This is a genomic window from Bradyrhizobium sp. GW821-FHT12B03, from assembly GCF_058807535.1.
In genome coordinates this window covers 51,701-71,046 of sequence record NZ_JBXAQU010000025.1, presented here as the reverse complement: position 1 = coordinate 71,046, position 19,346 = coordinate 51,701, and the positions used below count along the sequence as shown (strand labels likewise).

Annotated in this window: 22 protein-coding genes; 3 read left to right on the top strand and 19 right to left on the bottom strand. The window is 63.5% G+C overall.

The features are described from left to right. Nucleotides 1–133: 133 nt before the first annotated feature. The 8 genes from AC1RUR_RS34125 to AC1RUR_RS34090 form a co-directional block, all read right to left on the bottom strand. Complete coding sequence (locus tag AC1RUR_RS34125; RefSeq protein WP_492852280.1) at nt 134–1,477, bottom strand: tyrosine-protein kinase family protein; 1,344 nt, start codon at nt 1,475–1,477, stop codon at nt 134–136. Next, nucleotides 1,470–2,051, bottom strand: a complete 582-nt coding sequence (locus tag AC1RUR_RS34120; RefSeq protein ID WP_492852278.1) for a toll/interleukin-1 receptor domain-containing protein — start codon at nt 2,049–2,051, stop codon at nt 1,470–1,472. The genes AC1RUR_RS34125 and AC1RUR_RS34120 overlap by 8 nt, the downstream gene beginning before the upstream one ends. A gap of 638 nt (nt 2,052–2,689) precedes the next feature. Beyond that, nucleotides 2,690–3,565, bottom strand: coding sequence for an amidohydrolase family protein (locus AC1RUR_RS34115; RefSeq protein ID WP_492852276.1), 876 nt, complete (start codon nt 3,563–3,565; stop codon nt 2,690–2,692). 13 nt (nt 3,566–3,578) lie between these two features. After that, the gene (locus AC1RUR_RS34110; RefSeq protein ID WP_027561465.1) at nt 3,579–3,962 is read right to left on the bottom strand and encodes a RidA family protein; all 384 of its coding nucleotides are present in this window, start codon (nt 3,960–3,962) and stop codon (nt 3,579–3,581) included. A 23-nt stretch (nt 3,963–3,985) separates the two neighbouring features. Next, nucleotides 3,986–4,789: a 2-oxo-hept-4-ene-1,7-dioate hydratase gene (hpaH, locus tag AC1RUR_RS34105; protein ID WP_492852274.1), complete on the bottom strand. Its 804-nt coding sequence runs from the start codon at nt 4,787–4,789 to the stop codon at nt 3,986–3,988. A gap of 3 nt (nt 4,790–4,792) precedes the next feature. Then, nucleotides 4,793–5,653: a fumarylacetoacetate hydrolase family protein gene (locus tag AC1RUR_RS34100; protein ID WP_492852272.1), complete on the bottom strand. Its 861-nt coding sequence runs from the start codon at nt 5,651–5,653 to the stop codon at nt 4,793–4,795. A gap of 49 nt (nt 5,654–5,702) precedes the next feature. Next, complete coding sequence (locus AC1RUR_RS34095; protein ID WP_492852270.1) at nt 5,703–6,320, bottom strand: flavin reductase family protein; 618 nt, start codon at nt 6,318–6,320, stop codon at nt 5,703–5,705. A 3-nt stretch (nt 6,321–6,323) separates the two neighbouring features. Continuing rightward, nucleotides 6,324–7,289 carry a Bug family tripartite tricarboxylate transporter substrate binding protein gene (locus AC1RUR_RS34090; protein WP_492852268.1) on the bottom strand — a complete coding sequence of 322 codons (966 nt, stop codon included), beginning with the start codon at nt 7,287–7,289 and terminating at the stop codon, nt 6,324–6,326. 128 nt (nt 7,290–7,417) lie between these two features. On the opposite strand from AC1RUR_RS34090, the gene AC1RUR_RS34085 reads away from it, so the two are divergent. From AC1RUR_RS34085 to AC1RUR_RS34075, 3 genes are all read left to right on the top strand, one after another. Continuing rightward, complete coding sequence (locus AC1RUR_RS34085; RefSeq protein WP_492852266.1) at nt 7,418–8,218, top strand: IclR family transcriptional regulator; 801 nt, start codon at nt 7,418–7,420, stop codon at nt 8,216–8,218. Between the two features lie 138 nt (nt 8,219–8,356). Further along, nucleotides 8,357–9,652, top strand: coding sequence for an O-acetylhomoserine aminocarboxypropyltransferase (locus AC1RUR_RS34080; RefSeq protein ID WP_492852264.1), 1,296 nt, complete (start codon nt 8,357–8,359; stop codon nt 9,650–9,652). Nucleotides 9,653–9,656: 4 nt separating this feature from the next. Then, nucleotides 9,657–10,439 (top strand): alpha/beta fold hydrolase, encoded by a 783-nt coding sequence (locus tag AC1RUR_RS34075; protein ID WP_492852262.1) that lies wholly within the window; start codon nt 9,657–9,659, stop codon nt 10,437–10,439. A gap of 158 nt (nt 10,440–10,597) precedes the next feature. Here AC1RUR_RS34075 and AC1RUR_RS34070 read toward each other — a convergent pair whose 3' ends face one another. The 11 genes from AC1RUR_RS34070 to phnG all read right to left on the bottom strand — a co-directional run bounded on the left by AC1RUR_RS34070 (nt 10,598) and on the right by phnG (nt 19,254). Beyond that, nucleotides 10,598–11,551 carry an aliphatic sulfonate ABC transporter substrate-binding protein gene (locus tag AC1RUR_RS34070; RefSeq protein WP_492852260.1) on the bottom strand — a complete coding sequence of 318 codons (954 nt, stop codon included), beginning with the start codon at nt 11,549–11,551 and terminating at the stop codon, nt 10,598–10,600. A 21-nt stretch (nt 11,552–11,572) separates the two neighbouring features. Beyond that, nucleotides 11,573–11,806 carry a hypothetical protein gene (locus tag AC1RUR_RS34065; protein WP_492852258.1) on the bottom strand — a complete coding sequence of 78 codons (234 nt, stop codon included), beginning with the start codon at nt 11,804–11,806 and terminating at the stop codon, nt 11,573–11,575. Nucleotides 11,807–12,278: 472 nt separating this feature from the next. Next, nucleotides 12,279–12,890, bottom strand: coding sequence for a pyridoxamine 5'-phosphate oxidase family protein (locus AC1RUR_RS34060; protein WP_492852256.1), 612 nt, complete (start codon nt 12,888–12,890; stop codon nt 12,279–12,281). 25 nt (nt 12,891–12,915) lie between these two features. Continuing rightward, complete coding sequence (gene phnN, locus AC1RUR_RS34055; protein WP_492852254.1) at nt 12,916–13,512, bottom strand: phosphonate metabolism protein/1,5-bisphosphokinase (PRPP-forming) PhnN; 597 nt, start codon at nt 13,510–13,512, stop codon at nt 12,916–12,918. Further along, a complete protein-coding gene (locus AC1RUR_RS34050; RefSeq protein WP_492852252.1) occupies nt 13,509–14,666 on the bottom strand; it encodes an alpha-D-ribose 1-methylphosphonate 5-triphosphate diphosphatase in 1,158 nt (385 codons plus the stop codon). The genes phnN and AC1RUR_RS34050 overlap by 4 nt, the downstream gene beginning before the upstream one ends. Nucleotides 14,667–14,679: 13 nt before the next feature. Beyond that, on the bottom strand, nt 14,680–15,378 hold the full coding sequence (gene phnL / locus AC1RUR_RS34045; RefSeq protein ID WP_492852250.1) for a phosphonate C-P lyase system protein PhnL: 699 nt from the start codon (nt 15,376–15,378) through the stop codon (nt 14,680–14,682). Nucleotides 15,379–15,386: 8 nt separating this feature from the next. Next, nucleotides 15,387–16,184, bottom strand: a complete 798-nt coding sequence (phnK, locus tag AC1RUR_RS34040; protein WP_492852248.1) for a phosphonate C-P lyase system protein PhnK — start codon at nt 16,182–16,184, stop codon at nt 15,387–15,389. Then, nucleotides 16,177–17,073 carry an alpha-D-ribose 1-methylphosphonate 5-phosphate C-P-lyase PhnJ gene (locus AC1RUR_RS34035; RefSeq protein ID WP_492852246.1) on the bottom strand — a complete coding sequence of 299 codons (897 nt, stop codon included), beginning with the start codon at nt 17,071–17,073 and terminating at the stop codon, nt 16,177–16,179. The genes phnK and AC1RUR_RS34035 overlap by 8 nt, the downstream gene beginning before the upstream one ends. Further along, on the bottom strand, nt 17,070–18,173 hold the full coding sequence (locus AC1RUR_RS34030; RefSeq protein ID WP_492852244.1) for a carbon-phosphorus lyase complex subunit: 1,104 nt from the start codon (nt 18,171–18,173) through the stop codon (nt 17,070–17,072). Before AC1RUR_RS34030 ends, AC1RUR_RS34035 begins: the two co-directional genes overlap by 4 nt. Before the next feature lie 3 nt (nt 18,174–18,176). Continuing rightward, the gene (gene phnH / locus AC1RUR_RS34025; protein ID WP_492852242.1) at nt 18,177–18,785 is read right to left on the bottom strand and encodes a phosphonate C-P lyase system protein PhnH; all 609 of its coding nucleotides are present in this window, start codon (nt 18,783–18,785) and stop codon (nt 18,177–18,179) included. A gap of 4 nt (nt 18,786–18,789) precedes the next feature. Continuing rightward, a complete protein-coding gene (gene phnG / locus AC1RUR_RS34020) occupies nt 18,790–19,254 on the bottom strand; it encodes a phosphonate C-P lyase system protein PhnG (RefSeq protein WP_492852240.1) in 465 nt (154 codons plus the stop codon). Between the last annotated feature and the right edge of the window lie 92 nt (nt 19,255–19,346).

Genomic DNA, 19,346 nt, shown 5'->3' with positions numbered 1-19,346 from the left:
AAGGGACGAAAACGCTCAACCATGCATTCACGACTAGACCGACACGACCTACAGCCCGATAAATGTCCGTTGGCGCCCCTAAAATCGATACCTTCAACACGCGGACAATGAATTAGAGAGTTCGCCACAAAAACTAAGGTTGTGATGCACTTAGCAAGTCTGCCTTTCGACAAGAGTATTCAATGGTTTGAAATCCACATCTACCTCCCGGCACATCAAGCAGCACCCTTATCTCCGTAGGTCTAGCGCACTTCTTTTGTGCGATCGAATGTGGGTCATCGCAACCTATCGGTTGAGTACCGGGACCGCATCTTGCAGAATCCCCCCTACATAGTTGAAATGTTTCTACGCTGCCGGGACCCTGCGTCTTGTAGAAGAAATAGCCCAAGAGCAGGGAGACCGAAGCGCCGAGTATTCCGAATAACGTTGAAGAGCGCCTCAGTTGTAAACTACGCTGCTGAAGGATGAAATTCTCGCGTTGTTTTGAGTCTAGCGCGATCTTAGCGTTTCGCAGCTCTTGGGTGTTCGCCTTATCGAAAACCGCATACCAATCAAGATAAGAGCCAATTAGAGTAGCCAGCCTCAAATACGCTGCACCGATGCTTGTCGGATCCTCGACCTCACGCCTGCCTTCGAGCACAGGTATTCTCTCGCCAAAACTCCAAATGGGTACGTACGGAATGAACAACTTCGAGAGCGCCTCGCTGGGTGAGATTTCCTTCGGCAGCCATTCCTTGTAAAGAAATCCAAACTCCCGCTCAAAAATGTCGCGCCAGCGCATCGACAGATCGTATTCCGTCTTGCTTTCGTCCCTCCCCGGAATCGGGAGCACCATCAACATGCTACGATTGACCGGCATTCTTCGACGAGCAAGCCTCGCTCGCTCTACAATATCTCTAACGCCTCCTACGTTCTGATGGTTTGCTACAAAGAGCGCGACGAGGACGTCGGGCAGAATAACCGTACAGATATCTCCGATATCCGTGATACCTGTCCGGCTATCGATTAGAATAAAATCATAAGAGTTGCGCCACTGTTCTCGCAATTGGTCCAGAAAATTCCCTATTGAATGCTCCTTGAACAGCTTAGGCCAATCAAGTTGCTGTACCCTTTTTCTGTAGTCGGAAGTCTTCTTACCTGCGGAAATCAGGTGAATCGTTGCATCCTTGAAACTTACCTCCAACAGACATCGTTTCCAGTCCAGAGGCTCGGCGTCTGCCTGAGCCTCCAGCAAATCAAGCACACCAGGCGTGGTTTCAGGGCTTCTCTCGATACTGCTTGTTTCACTCTTTAAAAAGAAGGTTTCGAGTCCAGGCGCTTCCAGATCCCAGTCTACTAAGAGAACCTTACGACCTTCCATAGCGAGGAGAACGCCAACATTGACCAGCGCCATGGAACGGCCAACACCCCCCTTGTACGAATAGAAGGTGAAGACCTTGCCCGGCATCTTCGATATCGCTGATTGACCATCAGTCATCGCTAACTCGCCCTATCGACGTATCTTTGAGGATCAATGTGTCACTAGCTTCAACGATGGGGAACTGAGGATCAAAGGGAGGTGCCGAATGAATGCTGGCGGCCAAATCGCGAGCAAATGGTCTGAGCAAGTTGAGTTCAAATTCGACAGCGTGCGGCGTATCCCAGAACCGTGGCATCGTAGAGGCGTAGTCGCTGAAATCCACGCTCTGGCGTTGCTTCGCCAGATTGGGATAATGGTCACCATCAAAATAGCGTGCCGGAACTACTAGGTCCAAGCCTAAGGCTTGGCCCCTTTGTTCAAAGCTTGTCCATTCGGAGACGCACCACTTAGATTTAAAATAAAGCGGTGACCAGATGCACGCGATGCATTTTGACGTTCTCAAAGCATCTTCAAGCTTGCTGTGCCACCGATGGCCCGTTTGGATATCTTCTGTATCAAGAAAAATCCTTACATCAGTTCGACGTAAATTTTGCTTGAGCCAGTATAGGAGCTTATCCCTGACCTTAAGATGCCAAGAATCGCTTTCTTGATCGCGCTTATAACTAAAGAAAACATCGTATTGATACGACATAGCCCGCGCCCCCAAAACGCAGCCTCTTGCTCGCTAATTTAGCTCACGATACCATATCCCGTGAAGACTACCTCAAGTCGTTCTGGTGTCCTCTTATACAATGCTCCAGAGATTGCAGCGACCCTTGCGGCAACTGCTTCTTGGCGAGCACGCCTTAGTGATTAGGCCTTCAGAAGACCCGTTAGTTTTGGCCGAGATGATCGCTGAGACCGGCGCGGACGAGCTGATGACCACGGGGCAGATCTACGACCACGCCGCACGGCTGCGCTCGTTCGAGATCGCAGCCGGGGATGTGAGCGCGATCTAGCGCCCCCGACGGAGGCTCGCTCCCTCCCCCGCTTGCGGGCTACTAGATTCACACATCTTGAAAACTGAATCCAAGACAAGGACTTAGATGCCCCCCGGTTATCGAAAGATCGGGAGGACTTCGACCCAGCGGTCATTGAAGAGACTCGCGTTTTTTCCGCCGCGCAAGGTGCCCGTCAAAAGATGTGTGAATGTCGTAGGCTTGCGGGGGAGGGCTGGGGAGAGGGTGCTTCCGCAATGGGACAATCCCGAAGAGGAAAGAGCCCTCACCCCAACCCTCTCCCGCAAGCGGGAGAGGGAGTGCACCGCGTTGGTGGCGAGCCTCGCGCCCTCTAATCCGGAAATCCAAACAGCTTCGCCGGATTGTGCACGAGGATCTTCTCCAGCTCCCCCTGATCAGGCGCGTAGCGGTACATCAGCTCGAGCAGATCGGCGTCGTTCGGTGGCTGCTTGACCGAGACCGGGTGCGGCCAGTCGCTGGCCCAGACGCAACGGTCGACAGCGGCTTCGATATAGGCGCGCGCGATCGGGATCACGTCGTCGTAGGGTGCGCCGACCTTCGAGGTCTTCTCGCCGAGCGACAGCATCACCCAGAAATTGCCCTTGGCGAGCAGCCCGAGCATCTTGCGCAAATTCGGATCATCCCTGCCGGCTTGCGGATCGGGCCGCGCCATGTGGTCGATCAGCACGGGGACGTCGAGATTCTCGTACTTGGCGACGCTGGAGACGATGCCGTCCTTCTCCGGCTGGATCTTGACGTACCAGCCGAGCTCGCGGATGCGGGCGATGGCGCGGGCGAAATCGGCGTCAGACAGCACGGCGCCGAGCTCCTGACGGAAACTGAAGCGCGCGCCGCGCACGCCGGCGTCATGGAGTTTTGAAAGATAAGCGTCGTTCGCCTCCGCGAACACCAGAGCATTGGCGCAGCCGCGATAGTTCGGGCCCATGGCGGCGAGCCCGTCGAGCACAACCGAATGGTCCGCACCATAAGTCGTGGTCTGCACGATGATGCCACGCTCGATGCCGAGCGTCTTGTGCACGCGCAGCGCCGCTTCCCAGGTCGCCGTCGGCATCCGATAGGCCGCGCCGGGCCGCTCCGGATATTTGTCGATGGGACCGAGCACGTGAAACTGGCTGTCGACGGTCTTCGGCGGCGGCGCCTTGACCGGGCGGCGCGGGTTCGGGTCGAACGGCAGATAGGTCGGCATGCGCAATGCTCCTTCAGTCGATCACGGCGGTAAAGTCGCACTGCACCAGCGCGCCGCCGTCCATGTTGTCCATCGGCAGCGCGTGGCGCGCCGGGCGTGAATGCTCGTCTGGAAACATTTTGAGCCACTCGACATTGACGGGGCCGCGCTGCGTGCGGTCCTTCAGCCACACCGTCATCTTGATGATGTCGTCCGTCGTGCCGCCTGCGGCCTCCACGGTGGCCTTCATATGCGCGAACATGTTGGCGCATTGCGCGTCGAGACTCTCGGGCATCACGCCGGCCGCATCGCGGCCGAGGATGACACCGGACATCACGAGATTGCCGATGCGGCAGGCGTTCGGAATCGGATTGGCGTGCTTGAAGCCGCCGATATGGATGCTCTTGCGCCGTGTCATGGTGCGCTCCCTCTGTTATTGGTTCAGACGAACTGGCACGACACCGAACCGAACGCGCCGTAGTCGGCATGGAAGGTGTCGCCACGGCGGATGTCGACCGGACGCGTGAACGATCCCGCCAGCACCACCTCGCCGGCGGCGAGATATTCGTCATGCGGCGCGAGGCGGTTGGCGAGCCAGGCGATACCGTTCGCCGGGTGATTGAGCACACCGGCGGCAAGGCCGGTCTCCTCGACCTCGCCGTTGCGGAACAGCAGCGCGCCGATCCAGCGGAGGTCCGCGTCCATGGGGCGGAACGGCCGGCCGCCCAGCACCAGCGCGGCATTCGCCGCGTTGTCCGAAATCGTGTCCATGACCTTCCGCGTCTTGCCCGTCTCGGGATCGACGCGATGCATCCGCGTCTCCAGAATCTCCAGCGCGGGCGTGACGTAGTCGGTGGCGTTGAGCACGTCGAAGATGGTGCAGTCGGGGCCGCGCAGCGGCGCCTTCAGCACGAAGGCGAGCTCGACCTCGATGCGCGGCGCGTGAAAACGATCGAACGGGATCGGCGTGGCGTCGGCATAGAACATGTCGGCGAACAGCACGCCGTAGTCGGGCTCGTTGATGCCGACCGCGTTCTGCATCGCCTTCGAGGTCAGGCCGATCTTGTGGCCCTTGATGATTCGGCCACGGCCGAGCTGGAGCCTGGTCCAGGCACGCTGGATGGCGTAAGCGTCCTCGATGCTGAAATCGGGATATTCCTTGGTGAACATCGTGATCAGCGTTTTGGTGCGCTCGGCTTCATCGAGGCGTGCGGCGAGACGCTCAATCGTGGCGGTATCGAGCATGATCTATTGCTCCGCGGCCACGATGTTGCGCAGCACGCCGATGTGCTTGGACTCGACCTCGACGACGTCGCCGTCCCTAAGCCAGCGCGGCGGATCGAAGCGGGCGCCGGCGCCCGTCGGCGTGCCCGTCACGATCATGTCGCCGGGCTTCAGCGTCGCAAAGGTCGAGAGATAGGAGATCAGGAAATCGAACGGGAACATCAGCCGCTCGGTGGTGTCCTGCTGCCGCACCTCGCCGTTGACACGCGTGGTGATGTCGTGCGGCCCGCGCGGATCGAGCTCGTCGGCCGTGACGATCCACGGGCCGATGCTGCCGGAGCGGTCGAAATTCTTGCCCTGCGTGACGTTGAACTTGCCGTGGCGCAGCCAGTCGCGGATCGTGCCCTCGTTGCACAGCGTCATGCCGAAGATGTGCGACCACGCCTTCTCGCGCGGGATGTGACGGCCGCCCTGCCCGATCACGATGACCAGCTCGCCTTCGTAGTCGAGCTGATCCGAGACGGCGGGCTTCTCCAGCGGCTGGCCGGAGCCGGTCATCGAGGACATGCTGCGCACGAACAGGCTGGGATATTTTGGCAGGTCCGAATTGTCTTTGTATTCGGCGTTGCGCTCGGCGTAGTTGACGCCGATGCACCAGAGCTTTTCCGGCGCCAGCACCGGCGGCAGCAGCACGAGGTCATCGAGCGCATGATCGGGCTTCTGATCGGCGATCGCTTCCTGCGCGTCCGCCAGCGCATTGGCCGCGATCAGCGCCTTCACGTCGGAGAAGTCGCGGCCGATCCGCCGGGTCAGATCGATCACGCCGCTTGCGACGGCCGCGCCGTAGCGCGGCTCGCCGTCCAGGAGATAGCTCAGGAGTCGCATTGTCGTTTTCTCCAATGGTCTTCAAGCAAGGCGGCGCGATGCGCCGCGCTCAGTCTTTCGATTTGGGAGTCTGGAACACAGTGTTCAGCGTCACGATCTCGCCGAGGCGGGCGTAGCGGGGACCGCCGATGCGGGCGATCGGGTCGAGCGCTTTGGTTTCGACCTTGCCGTTTTCCACGAGGCCATCGCGAATGTGGAACATCACGACCTCGCCGACGATCAGCCGGCTCCTGGCCTCGCCGAATTCGAGGCACTGCCGGAACACGCATTCCATCGCGACGGGAGCTGCGGCAAGCCGCGGCACCTTGATGCACTCGCTGGCGATCGTCTCCAGCCCGAGGTGCTCGACTTCGCTGATCTCAGGTGGATGCTCGACCGAGCTGTCGTGCACCGCCGACATCAGCGGGGTATCGGCGATGTGAATCACATATTCCTCGGTGTCGAGGATGTTGTGCGCGGTGTCCTTGTAGTCGGCGCCCTTGCGGCCGACGCTGATGGCGAGCATCGGCGGCTTCTGCGAGACGAAGGTGAAGGCGCTGAACGGCGCGAGGTTGAGCACGCCCGTGGCTGACAGGCTCGTGACCCAGGCGATCGGACGCGGCACCACGATGCCGGTCATCAGGCGATAGATACGCTCCGCGCCGAGCTCGCTTGGATCGATCCGCATCGCTCAGTCCGCCTTGATGTTGGCCTTGCGCACCACCGGAATCCACTTGGCGTCCTCGCGCTCGAGATAGGCCCTGAACTCGTCCGGCGTCATCGGGGTGGATTCGCCGCCAAGCTTTTCGAACTTGTCGATCACGCCCGGGTCTTTCAGGATCGCAACCAGCGTCTCGTGCAGCTTGTCGACAACAGGCGCAGGCGTGCCCGCGGGCGCGAACAGGCCCGTAAACGTCTGGCCGTCGAAATCCTTGTAGCCGAGCTCGGCGAAGGTCGGGACGTCAGGCAGCGACTTCAGGCGATGCGGGCTGGTGACGGCGAGCGCGCGGAACAGGCCGGCCTTGATGTGCTGGAGGCTGACCGTGAGCTGGTCGAATGCGAACTGCACCTGGCCGCCGAGCAGATCGTTGATGGCAGGCGCATTGCCGCGATAATGCGCGGTGACCCATTGCAACTCGAGGCTCGATTGCATCAGCTCGCTGAGCAGGTGGTTGGTGGTGCCGGGGCCGGGCGAAGCCATGGTCAGCTTGCCGGGCTCGCGCTTGGCGAGATCGATGAACTCCTTGAAGGTCGTGGCCTGCACGGACGGATGCACCTCGAGCACCAGCGGCGTCATCGAGATGGTCGAGATCGGCAGGAAATCCTTCTTCCAGTTATAGGCGTCGCGCTTGTTGATCTCGGTCGCGAACAGCACCGGGCCGTTGGCGCCGACGAACAGCGTGTAGCCGTCGGGCGCCGATTTCGCGAAGGCCTCGCCCGCGATCATGCCTCCGGCGCCGGCCTTGTTCTCGATGATGAAGGGCTGGCCGAGCTTTTCCTGCAGCTTGTCGGCGACGATGCGCGCGGCGCTGTCGACGTTGCCGCCGGCAGGGTAAGGCACGATCAGCTTGACGCTGCGCGTGGGCCATTGCTGGGCCGACGCCGGCCCTGCGAGGACCGCAGTGACGGCAGCTATGGCAATCGCGATTAATCTCATGTTAACCTCCCGGCGGCGCTTCCAATTCACTTCGAGCGCCTTGACGTCGCGCACGGCGCTCGACCGCCGCGCAATCTCCAGATGCGCGCTTTACCTGTCGAGTGAATTGTGGCGTTCTTGTCCATATTATGGACAGAACAGATTCCGCAAGATCCGCCCACCGTGCGCTGGAACCGCGGCAGGGCGCACAGGCGATCCGGCGCGCGCTCGCGGTGCTGCGCATTCTTGCCGCAGGCCGCGAAGACGGTGTGCCATTGGCCGAGGTCGTGCGGGCGACCGGCCTCACCCGTCCGACCGTGCATCGCATCGTCCATGTGCTGATCGAGGAAGGCATCGTCGAGCGGCACGAGCGAACCGGCCGCTACGCGATCGGCAACCAGGTGCCGGAATTGGCGCTGGCACGGCCGCGGCCGTCGCGGCTGCTGGTCGCCGCCAATCCGTCGCTGCGGCGCGCCTCCGCCGAGATCGGCGACACACTGTTCCTGACGGTGCGAACCGGCAACGACACGCTGTGCGTCGATCGCAGGATCGGCGGCCACCCGATCCAGGTCCTGTCGATCGAGGTCGGCGCGCGCCGGCCGCTCGGCGTCTCCAGCGCCGGCGTTGCGATCCTTGCCGCAATGCCGGCGCAGGACGCGCGAAAAATCGTCGCAGCCAACGAGAAGCGGTTCGAGGCCTACCAGACCGACTCCGCAACCGTGATCGGCGAGGTCACCGCAGCACGAAAGCGCGGTTACTATATGAGAGAGATCGGCCTCGTGCAGGGCACGAAGTCGATCTCGACCTGGATCAAGACCCCGGACGGACAGCCCGCCGCGGCGATGACCGTCTCCGCCGTTCGGACGAGGCTCGGCCCCCGCCGCGAGCAGGAGGTCGCGGAGATTCTGCTGCGGGAGGCGCGGATCATCGAGCAGGCGATCGGCGGCTAGCACGGACGGCGCGGCTTCGCCTCTCCCCGCAAGAACGGGGCGAGGGAGCGGACCGTCTCCGCCGCTGTCAATGGGCTGACGCCGCGCGTGATTTTGTGGCACAACGCCCTCATCGCCGATCGACCAACGAGGCCACGCATGCCCGCGCCAAAACCGCCTGCCTTCGAGACCCTGAGCCTGCATGCGGGCCAGCATCCGGATCCCGCGACTGGCGCCCGCGCGGTGCCGATCTACCAGACCACGTCCTACGTGTTCCAGGATTCCGATCACGCCGCCGCGCTGTTCAATCTGGAGCGCGCCGGTCACATCTATACGCGCATCTCCAATCCCACCACCGGTGTGCTGGAGGAGCGGCTTGCGGCGCTGGAAGGCGGCGTCGGCGCGATCTGCACCGCGAGCGGCATGGCCGCGCTGCATCTGGCCATCGCGACGCTGCTGAGCGCTGGCGACCACATCGTGGCGTCGAGCTCGCTTTATGGCGGCACCATCAATTTGCTGGCGCACACGCTGCCGCGCTTCGGCATCACCACGACCTTCGTCAAGCCGCGCGACCTCAACGCGTTCCGCGCGGCGATCAGGCCGAACACGAAACTCGTGATCGGCGAGACCATCGGCAACCCCGGGCTGGAAGTGCTCGACATTCCCAAGGTCGCGGCGATCGCGCATGAGGCAAAAATTCCGCTGCTGATCGACAACACCTTTGCCACGCCCTATCTCAGCCGCCCGATCGAGCTGGGCGCCGACATCGTGATGCATTCGGCGACCAAATGGATCGGCGGCCACGGCATCGCGATCGGCGGCGCCATCGTCGACGGCGGCCGGTTCGACTGGCGCGCCTCGGGCAAATTCGGCGTGCTGACCGAGCCCTATGGCGGTTATCACGGCATCGTCTTCGACGAGCAGTTCGGCACAGCGGCCTTCATCATGCGTGCGCGCACCGAAGGCCTGCGCGATTTCGGCGCCTGCCTGTCACCGACCAACGCCTTCCAGCTGCTCCAGGGCGTGGAAACGCTGGGCGTGCGCATGGACCGTCATATCCAGAACACGCATCTGGTGCTGGAAGCGCTCAAGTCCAACAAGGCCGTGGACTGGGTGCTGCACCCCTCGCTTGAGGACCACACGGATTATCAGCTCGCAAAACAGCTGCTGCCGCGCGGCGCTGGCTCGATCGTCTCCTTCGGCATCAAGGGCGGGCGCCCCGCCGGCCGCAAATTCATCGAATCACTGCGGATGATCAGCCATCTCGCCAATGTCGGCGACGCCAAGACGCTGGTGATCCACCCCGCCTCGACCACCCACCAGCAGATGGACGCCGAGCAGCTCAAGGCCGCCGGCATCGGCGAGGAGCTGGTGCGTCTGTCGGTCGGCATCGAGACCGTCTCCGACATCATCGACGACCTCAATCAAGCGCTACGCGTCTCGCAAAAGGTCTGACACCATGAATCTCTCCGTCAACGGCGCCGAGGTGTTTGTCGCAACCGGCGGCCGCGAATTCGACAAGTCCCTGCCCGCGGTCGCGTTCATCCATGGTGCCGGCTTCGATCATTCGACCTGGGCGCTGCACACGCGCTGGTTCGCCCATCACGGCTTTTCCGTGCTGGCGCCTGACATGCCCGGTCACGGCCGCTCGGCCGGCCCTTCGTTGTCGAGCATCGCCGAGATGGCGGACTGGACCGCGGCGCTGCTCGATGCCGCAGGAGCTGCGAAGGCGCATCTGATCGGCCACTCCATGGGTTCGCTGATCTCGCTGGAGACCGCCGCGCGACATCCCGACAGGGTCTCCGCGCTGAGCTTGATCGGCACCGCCGCAACCATGACGGTCGGCCCGGATCTGCTGAAGGCCGCGGAAGCCAATTCGCAGGACGCCAACGACATGGTCTCGATCTGGGGCCTCGGCTTCAACGCCGAACTCGGCGGCAGCCTGGCGCCGGGCCTGTGGATGCATGGCGGCGCCCAGGCGGTGCTGAAGGCCTGCGAGCCGGGCGTGCTGTTCAAGGATCTGTCGGCCTGCAATTCTTATGGCAACGCGCTTGCTGCGGCCGCAACCGTCAAGGTTCCGACCACACTGATCCTCGGCGAGCGAGACATGATGACGCCGGCGAAGGCCGGCAAGGCGCTCGCCGCCGCGATCCCGCATGCGAGGACCGTCGTAGTGCCAGGCGCCGGCCACATGATCATGGCCGAACGCCCTGATGAACTGCTGGCGGCGCTGAAGGGCTGAACCCCGAGCTATCGCACACGCGCTGAAAGTTTGGACGCAAACGCCTCCACGGCGTCATGGCCGGGCTTGTCCCGGCCATCGACGCCTAGCCAAGCGAGAGGAAGAATGTGGATGCCCGGGACAGGCCCGGGCATGACGATGTCTTCCCAATATTCACTTCACGAGCCCGGCGTCCATGTCCAGACGATGTCGGAGACGTTGACCGGCTTCGGGATCAGGCCGAGCTTTGCGAAGCGGTCGGCGACCGCCTGCTGGCTCTTGACCACCTCGGCATCAAGCGGCACCACCCGATAATTGGAACGATCGACGAAGCGCCTGACAGCTTCGATGTCGACGCCGGTCGCCTCGGCCTGCGCCTTCGCCACGTCCTCGTGATGCGAATCTGCCCACGCGCCTTCCGACGCAAAGGCCGTGTTGAGCTTCGCAACGAGGGATGGATATTTCTCCACGAAGTCCGTGCCGGCGATGTAGAACGCGTTCGGCTTGTGCACGTCCTTGTCGAAGGCGATGACGCGCGCATTTTCCTTCAGCTCGGCGAGCGCCAGATACGGATCCCAGATCGACCAGGCGTCGACCGAGCCCTTCACGAAGGCCGCCGTCGCATCGGCCGGCGCGAGCGGCGCCGGCGTGATGTCCGACCAGGACAGGCCTGCCTTTTCGAGCGCCGCGACCAGGAGATTGTGCGCGCTCGAGCCCTTGCCGAACGCGACGCGCTTGCCCTTGAGCTCGGCGAGCGAGTGGATCGGCGAATCCTTCGGCACGACGATCGCCTGGGTGTTGCCGTCGGATTTCACCGCGGCGACGTAACGGATTTTCGCCCCGCCAGCCTGCGCGAAGATCGGCGGGGAATCGCCGACATAACCGAAATCGACGCTGCCGACATTGATCGCCTCGAGCAGCGGCGGACCGAACTGGAAGTCGATCCACTTGATCGCGACGCCGAGCGGCTTGAAGGCGTTTTCGAGCGTCTGACGCTGACGTACCGCCGGGAAGAAGCCGCCTTTCTGGGTGCCGATGCGGATTTCGGCGGGCTTGTCCTCGGCGCGTGCGGGGACAGCAAAGGCGGTCGCGAGCAGGAGTGTCGTTGCGAGTATGTGTCGTCGCGTAATCATATCGCGGTCCTTTCGGTGGGATCAGTTGACGAAGAGTTGCGAATTCGCGCGCCGGCTCCGCTCGGAGAACACGGCACGGGCGGCCCGTTCGGCCTCTCGGGCCGAACCGAACTGGCGGCCTTCGAGGCTGTCGAACAGGCGCTCGGAGGAGAAGAAGCGGAAGCCGCGCTCGTCTCGTGTGATGATGCCGGCGGCGCGGTCGTGGATTTCGATGATGTAGGCGTTCGACTGGGCTTCGAATTGGGATTTGGACATGGCTGCTCGTTCGCCGGAATCCCGGCGTTCCTGTCTTGAGATTGTGCTGTGGGAGGTTGCTAGGACGCGGTCAGCAGCAACAACAGGCGCCCGTTGCCGCCGAGAAACAGCGCCGCGTCATGCACGCATGCATGCCGTTCTGATTGCACTGGCGATCGGTTCTCATGTCGCGGCTTCAAGCTCGAGGAGCAGTTTCGATGCTTCGAATATCGAGCGATTGGTGCGTTCGGTCAATGAAATGGCTATCCATATTTGGCAGCACCGTGGTGCGGCGCTTCTCTCGAGGGAAGCAGGAACAGCCGGATTCATCTCGCGCGGCGACGGTCGTGAGCTGCGACGATAAGCTGGACTCTGGTAACGTGGGCAAAGCGAAGCGTGCCCACGATCTTTCGCGATGTTGGACAGGTGGTGGGCACGGCGCAAGCGCGCCTTTGCCCACCCTACGATTCTTTCCGTGAGGATAGACACCCCCTCACCACATCGTCGCGGCCGCACGCTCGGGCCAGATACGATCATATTCCGCGCCGCCGACCGTATTCTCGCTCATCTCGGCGAGGATCTGGCCAGGCGTCGGCAGCGTCTTCGGATCGATGCGCTTGTCGGGGTTCCAGAGATCGGAGCGGACGATGGCGCGGGCGCACTGGAAGTAGATCTCGTCCACCTTCATCACCATCACGCTGCGCGGCGCCTTGCCCTCGACCTTGAACGAGGCCAGCAGCTCCGGATCGACCGAGAGATGGGCACGGCCGTTGGCCCGGACCGCATTGCCGGAGCCGGGGATCAGGAACATCAGCGACACCCTGGGGTCGCGCACGATGTTGCGCAAGGAATCGACCCGGTTGTTGCCGCGGCGATCCGGCAGCATCAGCGTCTTGGGATCGTGGATGCGGACGAAGCCGGGGACATCGCCCCGCGGCGAACAGTCGATGCCCTCGGGGCCGATGGTGGCGAGCGCCGCGAACGGCGCCTTCTCGATGAAGATCCGGTAGAGCGGGGTGACGTGGTCGGCGACTTTCACGGTCGAGGCATCACCGACGGCACCGTAGATGGCCTCAAGCTGTTCGACCGTATTGATCACCGTCATTCCACTCTCCTGGTTACGCCGGCCGCTACTCGTGCCAGCATTCGTTCCTGATGATGCGCACGAGCTGGCGGCTGTGATACTCCGCGCTGCCGGCATTGAGGATGGTGACATCGGCATTCGCCGATGCATCGCTGACACTGCGCGCGAGGCGGTCGGCGATGTTGCCGTCGCTGTGCCGGGCGCGAGCTGCAAGCCGCTGCGCCAGCACGTCCGGCGGCGCGGTTATTGCGACCACCACAACATTGGCGTAGGCTTGGCGCAAGGCGCCAATCACGGTGCGCGAGACATTGACGACGACGGCGCGGCCGGCGCGGATGTCGTCGTTGATGTCGAGCGGCAGCGCGTAGGAATGCCCATGCGCTTCCCAATGCACGGCGAAATCGCCATGCTCGATCCCGCGCCGGAATTCGTCCGGGCTCATGGCAACGTTGTCCTCGTCGGCGGACGACTCTCGCGTCACGACTCGGCGCGGAAAGACGACGTTGTGATCGTCAACGCAGGCCGCCTGCGCCAGCCGCAGCAAGGTGTCCTTGCCGGCACCGCTGGGACCGACCACAAGCACGAGCCGGCCAGGGCCGATCACACCCGCCTCGCCCTGCGCCATGGTCGCGGCCTCGCTCATGCGACCCGGCCTCCCTCGCGCCAGACGCTGCGGACGACGGGAACGCTGCCCGCGACATGCACGCGGATCAGATCGGCGCGCTTGCCAATCGCGACCTCACCGCGGTCGGACAGACCGACCGCCTCGGCAGGCGCCTTCGTCACGGTACGAACCGCTGCCGGAAGGCTGATCGCGGGCACATGCCCGGGCAATTGCAGCGCGGCCATCAGCAGGCTGGACGGGATGTAGTCCGACGACAGGATGTCGAGCAGGCCTTCGCGGGCGAGATCGACCGCAGCGATGTTGCCGGAGTGCGAGCCGCCGCGCACGACGTTGGGCGCGCCCATCAGGATGTCGATGCCGGCCTGATGCAGGCCGCGCGCGGCCTCCAGCGTGGTCGGGAATTCCGCCACAGAGACGCGGTCGCGCACGGCGTCCACGACGTTCTCCTCGGTGGTGTCGTCATGGCTCGCCAACGGAATGTTGTATTTGTGCGCCAGCGACACGATCTCGCGCATGTTGGTCGCGGCATAGAGCTTCTGATATTCGAAGCGCTTTGCGAACAGCTCGTCGAGCTCGGCATCGGTCTTGCCGCCGTTCTTGCCGCGATAATAATCGCGCAGCTTGCCCTCGTCGCGGAACTGGCGCTGGCCGGGCGTATGGTCCATCAGCGACATCAGCTTCACGTCGGGACGGTCGATCAGCTCCTTTGCCTCCTCGACCACGCTCGGCATCGGGATCTCGCAGCGCAGATGCAGGAAGTGGTCTGCGCGCAGCAAATCAGCGTCGCGCGCGGTCGTGATCGCGGCGGCGAGCACGCCGGCGCGGCCGTCGACTTCCTCGGCGCCGTCCTCGCGCCAGACCCGGAGCGAGTCGAACACGGTGGTGATGCCCGATGTGGCGAGCTGACCGTCATAGGAGATCACAGCTGCAACCGGATTCCAGAACACTTTTGGGCGCGGCACGTAATGCGCTTCGAGGTGGTCGGTGTGGAGCTCGATGAGGCCCGGCATGACGAGGTCGCCGCCGGCATCCTCCGCACCCGTGGGCGCAGTCCCGTCGCCGATCTCGGCGATGCGTCCGTCGGCAAGGGCGAGCCAGCCCTGCTCGATCACCCGGTCAGCCAGCACGATCCTGGCGTTGGCGATCAATGTGTCCTTCGGCTTGGCGTTCATTTCAATTCGTCCTTCAGGCCGCGGCAGCAAAGCTGGTGACATCGACGATGCGGTCGGCAATCAGATGCCGGATTTCGTCGTCGTGGACAATGGCGACCATGGCGACGCCCTGGCGCTTCTTCTCGGCGATCAGCTCGACCACGACGGCGCGGTTGGCGGCGTCAAGCGATGCGGTCGGCTCGTCGAGCAGCAGGATCGGCAGGTCCGAGATGAAGCCGCGCGCGATGTTGACCCGCTGTTGCTCACCGCCGGAGAAGGTCGCGGGCGGCAGCTGCCATAGACGTTCGGGGATGTTGAGGCGATGCAGCAGGGTACCCGCGCGCTGCTGCGCCTCGGCTCGGGCCATGCCGTTCACGATCAGCGGCTCGGCGACGACGTCGATGGTCGCAACCCGCGGCACCGCACGCAGGAACTGGCTGACATAGCCGATGGTCGCGCGGCGCACGTTGAGGACCTGCCGCGGCTCGGCGGTGGCAAGGTCGATCAGCGCGCCGCGATGGCGGATGCCGATGCGGCCACTATCGCAGCGATAATTGCCGAAGATCATCTTCAGGATCGACGACTTGCCGGCGCCTGATGGCCCTGACAGCACGACGCATTCGCCCGGGTTGACGTGAAAGGTCACGCCGCTCACGACCGGCAATTCGATGCCGCCCTGCAGGTGCATCGTAAAGGTCTTCCGGGCGTCAGTGATGTCGATCATGGCGGTCATCGGTGGACTCATGGCGGCAGAATCGAGGAGACGAGGAGTTGGGTATAGGGCTCGCGGGGATCATCGAGCACCTGGTCGGTGAGACCGGTCTCGATGACGCGGCCGCCCTTCATCACCATCACGCGGTGCGACAATAGCCTGGCGACCGCAAGATCGTGGGTGACGATGACGACGGCGAGGTTCAGCTCGGCGACGAGGCTGCGCAGGAGATCGAGCAGGCGGGCCTGCACGGAGACGTCGAGGCCGCCGGTCGGCTCGTCCATGAACACCAGCCGCGGCTCGGTGACGAGGTTGCGGGCGATCTGGAGACGCTGGCGCATGCCGCCGGAATAGGTTCGCGGCGCATCGTCGATGCGCGCGACATCGATTTCCACACGCGTCAGCCAGTCGGAAGCGGTGTCGCGGATGCGGCCGTAGTGATTCCAGCCCACCGCCATCAACCGCTCGCCGACATTGGCGCCGGCCGAGACCGCCATGCGCAGGCCCTGCGCGGGATCCTGATGCACAAATCCCCAATCGGTGCGGAACAGAAAGCGCCGCTCGGCTTCGCCCAGCGTGGCGAGATCGCGGGTGACGCCGTCGCGCATGCGGTAGGACACCTGACCAGCGCTGGCCGCGAGCTGGCCCGACAAGAGCTGGAGCAGCGTCGACTTGCCCGAACCGGATTCGCCGACGATCGCCAGCACCTCGCCGGGATAGAGCGCGAACGACACGTCGCGGCAGGCGGCGATGCGGCCGTAGGACTTGCTGAGCGACTCCGCGACCAGCAGCGGCTCATCGTTTTCCAGCATGTCTCGATCAGCCATTTGCTTCCCCTTGCGCCTTCTCCTTGTACGGCGCAGCGCTGAGGCTGCCGTGATGGCCGGCGGCCTGACGACCCTCGCAATAGTCGGTATCGGAGCAGACGAACATCCGTCCGCCCTTGTCGTCGGTGACGATCTCGTCGAGGTAGGAATTCTCGGCGCCGCACAGCGCGCAGGGCGCGTTGAAGCGGTAGGGCTCGAACGGATGATCCTCGAAGTCGAGCGACACCACCTGCGTGTAGGGCGGGATCGCATAGATGCGCTTCTCGCGGCCGGCGCCGAACAATTGCAGCGCCGGGCAATTGTCCATCTTGGGATTGTCGAATTTCGGCGTCGGCGACGGGTCCATGACGTAGCGCGCGTTCACCTTCACCGGATAGGCGTAGGCGGTCGCGATGTGGCCGAAGCGCGCGATGTCCTCGTAGAGCTTCACATGCATCAGTCCGTATTCGGCGAGCGCATGCATGCGCCGCGTTTCGGTCTCGCGCGGTTCCAGGAAGCGCAGCGGCTCCGGGATCGGCACCTGATAGACCAGCACCTGGCTTTCGTTGAGCGCCGCCTCGGGGATACGGTGACGGGTCTGAATCACCGTCGCCTGCTCCGTCGCCGTCGTGGTGGCGACGCCCGCTGTCTTGGCAAAGAATTTTCGGATCGAGATCGCGTTGGTGGTGTCGTCGGAGCCCTGGTCGATCACCTTCAGCACGTCCGCGGGGCCGAGGATCGCGGCGGTGACCTGCACGCCGCCGGTGCCCCAGCCGTAGGGCATCGGCATTTCGCGGCTGGCGAACGGCACCTGATAGCCGGGGATCGCGATCGCCTTCAGGATCGCGCGGCGGATCATCCGCTTGGTCTGCTCGTCGAGATAGGCGAAATTGTAGGCGGGCGCGTTCATTCCGCGGCCTCCTTCATGGCATCGGGCGCATTGGCCTCGGCAAACTCCTTGCGCAGCTTGCGCAGCAGGCCGAGCTCGGACTGGAAGTCGACATAGTGCGGCAGCTTCAAATGCTCGACGAAGCCGGTCGCCTGAACGTTGTCCGAATGCGACATCACGAATTCTTCATCTTGCGCCGGCGCGAGTGCCTCCTCACCCAGCTCGCGGGCACGCAGCGCGCGGTCGACCAGCGCCATCGACATGGTCTTGCGCTCGCTCTGGCCGAAGGCAAGGCCATAGCCGCGGGTGAAGCACGGCGCTTCGGTCGCGGAGCCCTTGAACTGGTTGACCATCTGGCACTCGGTGAGCTCGATCGAGCCGAGCGGCACGGCGAAGCCGACCTCCTCGGCGAAAAACTCGACCTCGACCTCGCCGAAGCGGATCTCGCCGGCGAAGGGATGGTTACGGCCATAGCCGCGCTGGGTCGAATAGCCCATCGCCAAAAGGAAGCCTTCGTCACCGCGTGCGAGATTTTGCAGGCGCAGATCGCGGTCGGCCGGGAAATTCAGCGGCTCGCGGGTGAGATCGCCGACACTGGCGCCGTCCTCGGCCTGCGGCGAGGATTCGATCAACCCGTCGCGACCCAGAATATCCGTCACGCGCGGCGTCGGCGCCGCCTCGGCTTCGGCCGTCGCCGGCGCTTCCGGCACGAAGCCTTCGGCGAGCGCGGGATCGAGCAGGCGATGCGTATAGTCGAAGGTCGGCCCGAGAATCTGGCCGCCGGGAATGTCCTTGAAGGTCGACGAGACCCGCCGCTGCACGCGCATCGCACCGGTGTCGACCGGCTCGCTGGCGCCAAAACGCGGCAGCGTGGCGCGGAAGGCGCGAACCAGGAAGATCGCCTCTATCAGGTCGCCGCGCGCCTGCTTGATCGCCAGCGCCGCAAGCTCACGATCGTAGAGCGAGCCCTCGCTCATGACGCGGTCCACGGCAAGGCCGAGCTGTTCCGAGATCTGGTCGAGGGTGATTTCCGCAACGCCTTGATCGCCGCGCCGCGCATTGGCGAGCAGGCGATGGGCATTCTCGATGGCGCGTTCGCCGCCCTTGACTGCGACATACATGCTTCAGCTTCCCTTGCTCACGACGCGCGTGGTGCGGGGGATCGCGACCACGGCATCATCGGCGACCAGCACCACGTCGATGCCGCGCGGAAACAGCGTTTCGTTGACACGCAGGCGCTCGAACAGGTCAAAAGGCTTGATCGACGCATTGAGCGTGGCGACGCCGTCGATGCCGGGGCCACGCAGCTCGAAGCAGCGTCCGCCGTTCAGGCTCTCGACCTGAAGGATCAATGTGGTCGAACGATCCGGATATTCGTTCGTGCCCAGCGCGAAGCCTTCGAGCGCCGGCAGCAAGCCACCGTCGCTGATCAGCGCAAAGCTGGCGATCGAGGAATCCTGCACCACCGGCGCGCCGGTGTGGAACTTGAGCCATTTCACGACGTCGGAACTCTCCGCCATCCGCGCATCCAGCCAAAGCGGCGTGTCGTGATCGAACAGCGTCAGGGCGATCGCGGCGGTGCCGCGCATCATCGTATCTGGCGCTCCCGCCATCGGCACGATGCGCTGGACCGAGCCCGGCCGCGCCATCGCGTCCATGACCGAACGAAAGGTCGATTGCGCCGACAATACCTTGTCGACGAACCCCGGCGGCAGTTCCGCAATCGTGGTCATGATCTCACCCCTCACCGCGCACCATGGTGTAGAAATCAACCTTCGTCGCGGCGGTCTCTTCCGCCGCCTGCTTGCGCCTGACCATAAGCTGCTCGCGCAACGGTGCGATAACGTCACGCTCCACCGTTCCGCCAAAATCACGGGACTGCACCAACGCATCGCACAGGGCGATCAGCCGGGCCTTCTCATCGTTGCGTCCGAGCGTATAGCCGAAGCCGACCTCGCCGCTCGCAAGCCGCACCGCGGCCCGCGACACCGTGGCTTCGCCGAGGTTGAACGGCGCGCCGTCGCCGCCGACCCGGCCGCGCAGCATGACGAGGCCGTGTTCCGGCGCGCGCAGATCCTGATGGCCGGGCAGGGCGAGAGCGCGGAGGCGAGCGGCGATCTCGCCCGCCTCCGCGTGCGCCAGCACGGCCATCGCGGCCTTGCGCTGGGCTTGCTGGGTATTGTGCTGGGTCACCAAATTCACCGAACTTCCGACAGACCTTGCAGAATTGAAGTTGTCTATGATACTAGACAACTTGATACGCAAGCGCCATGACTGTTTCGTGACAAAGGTGT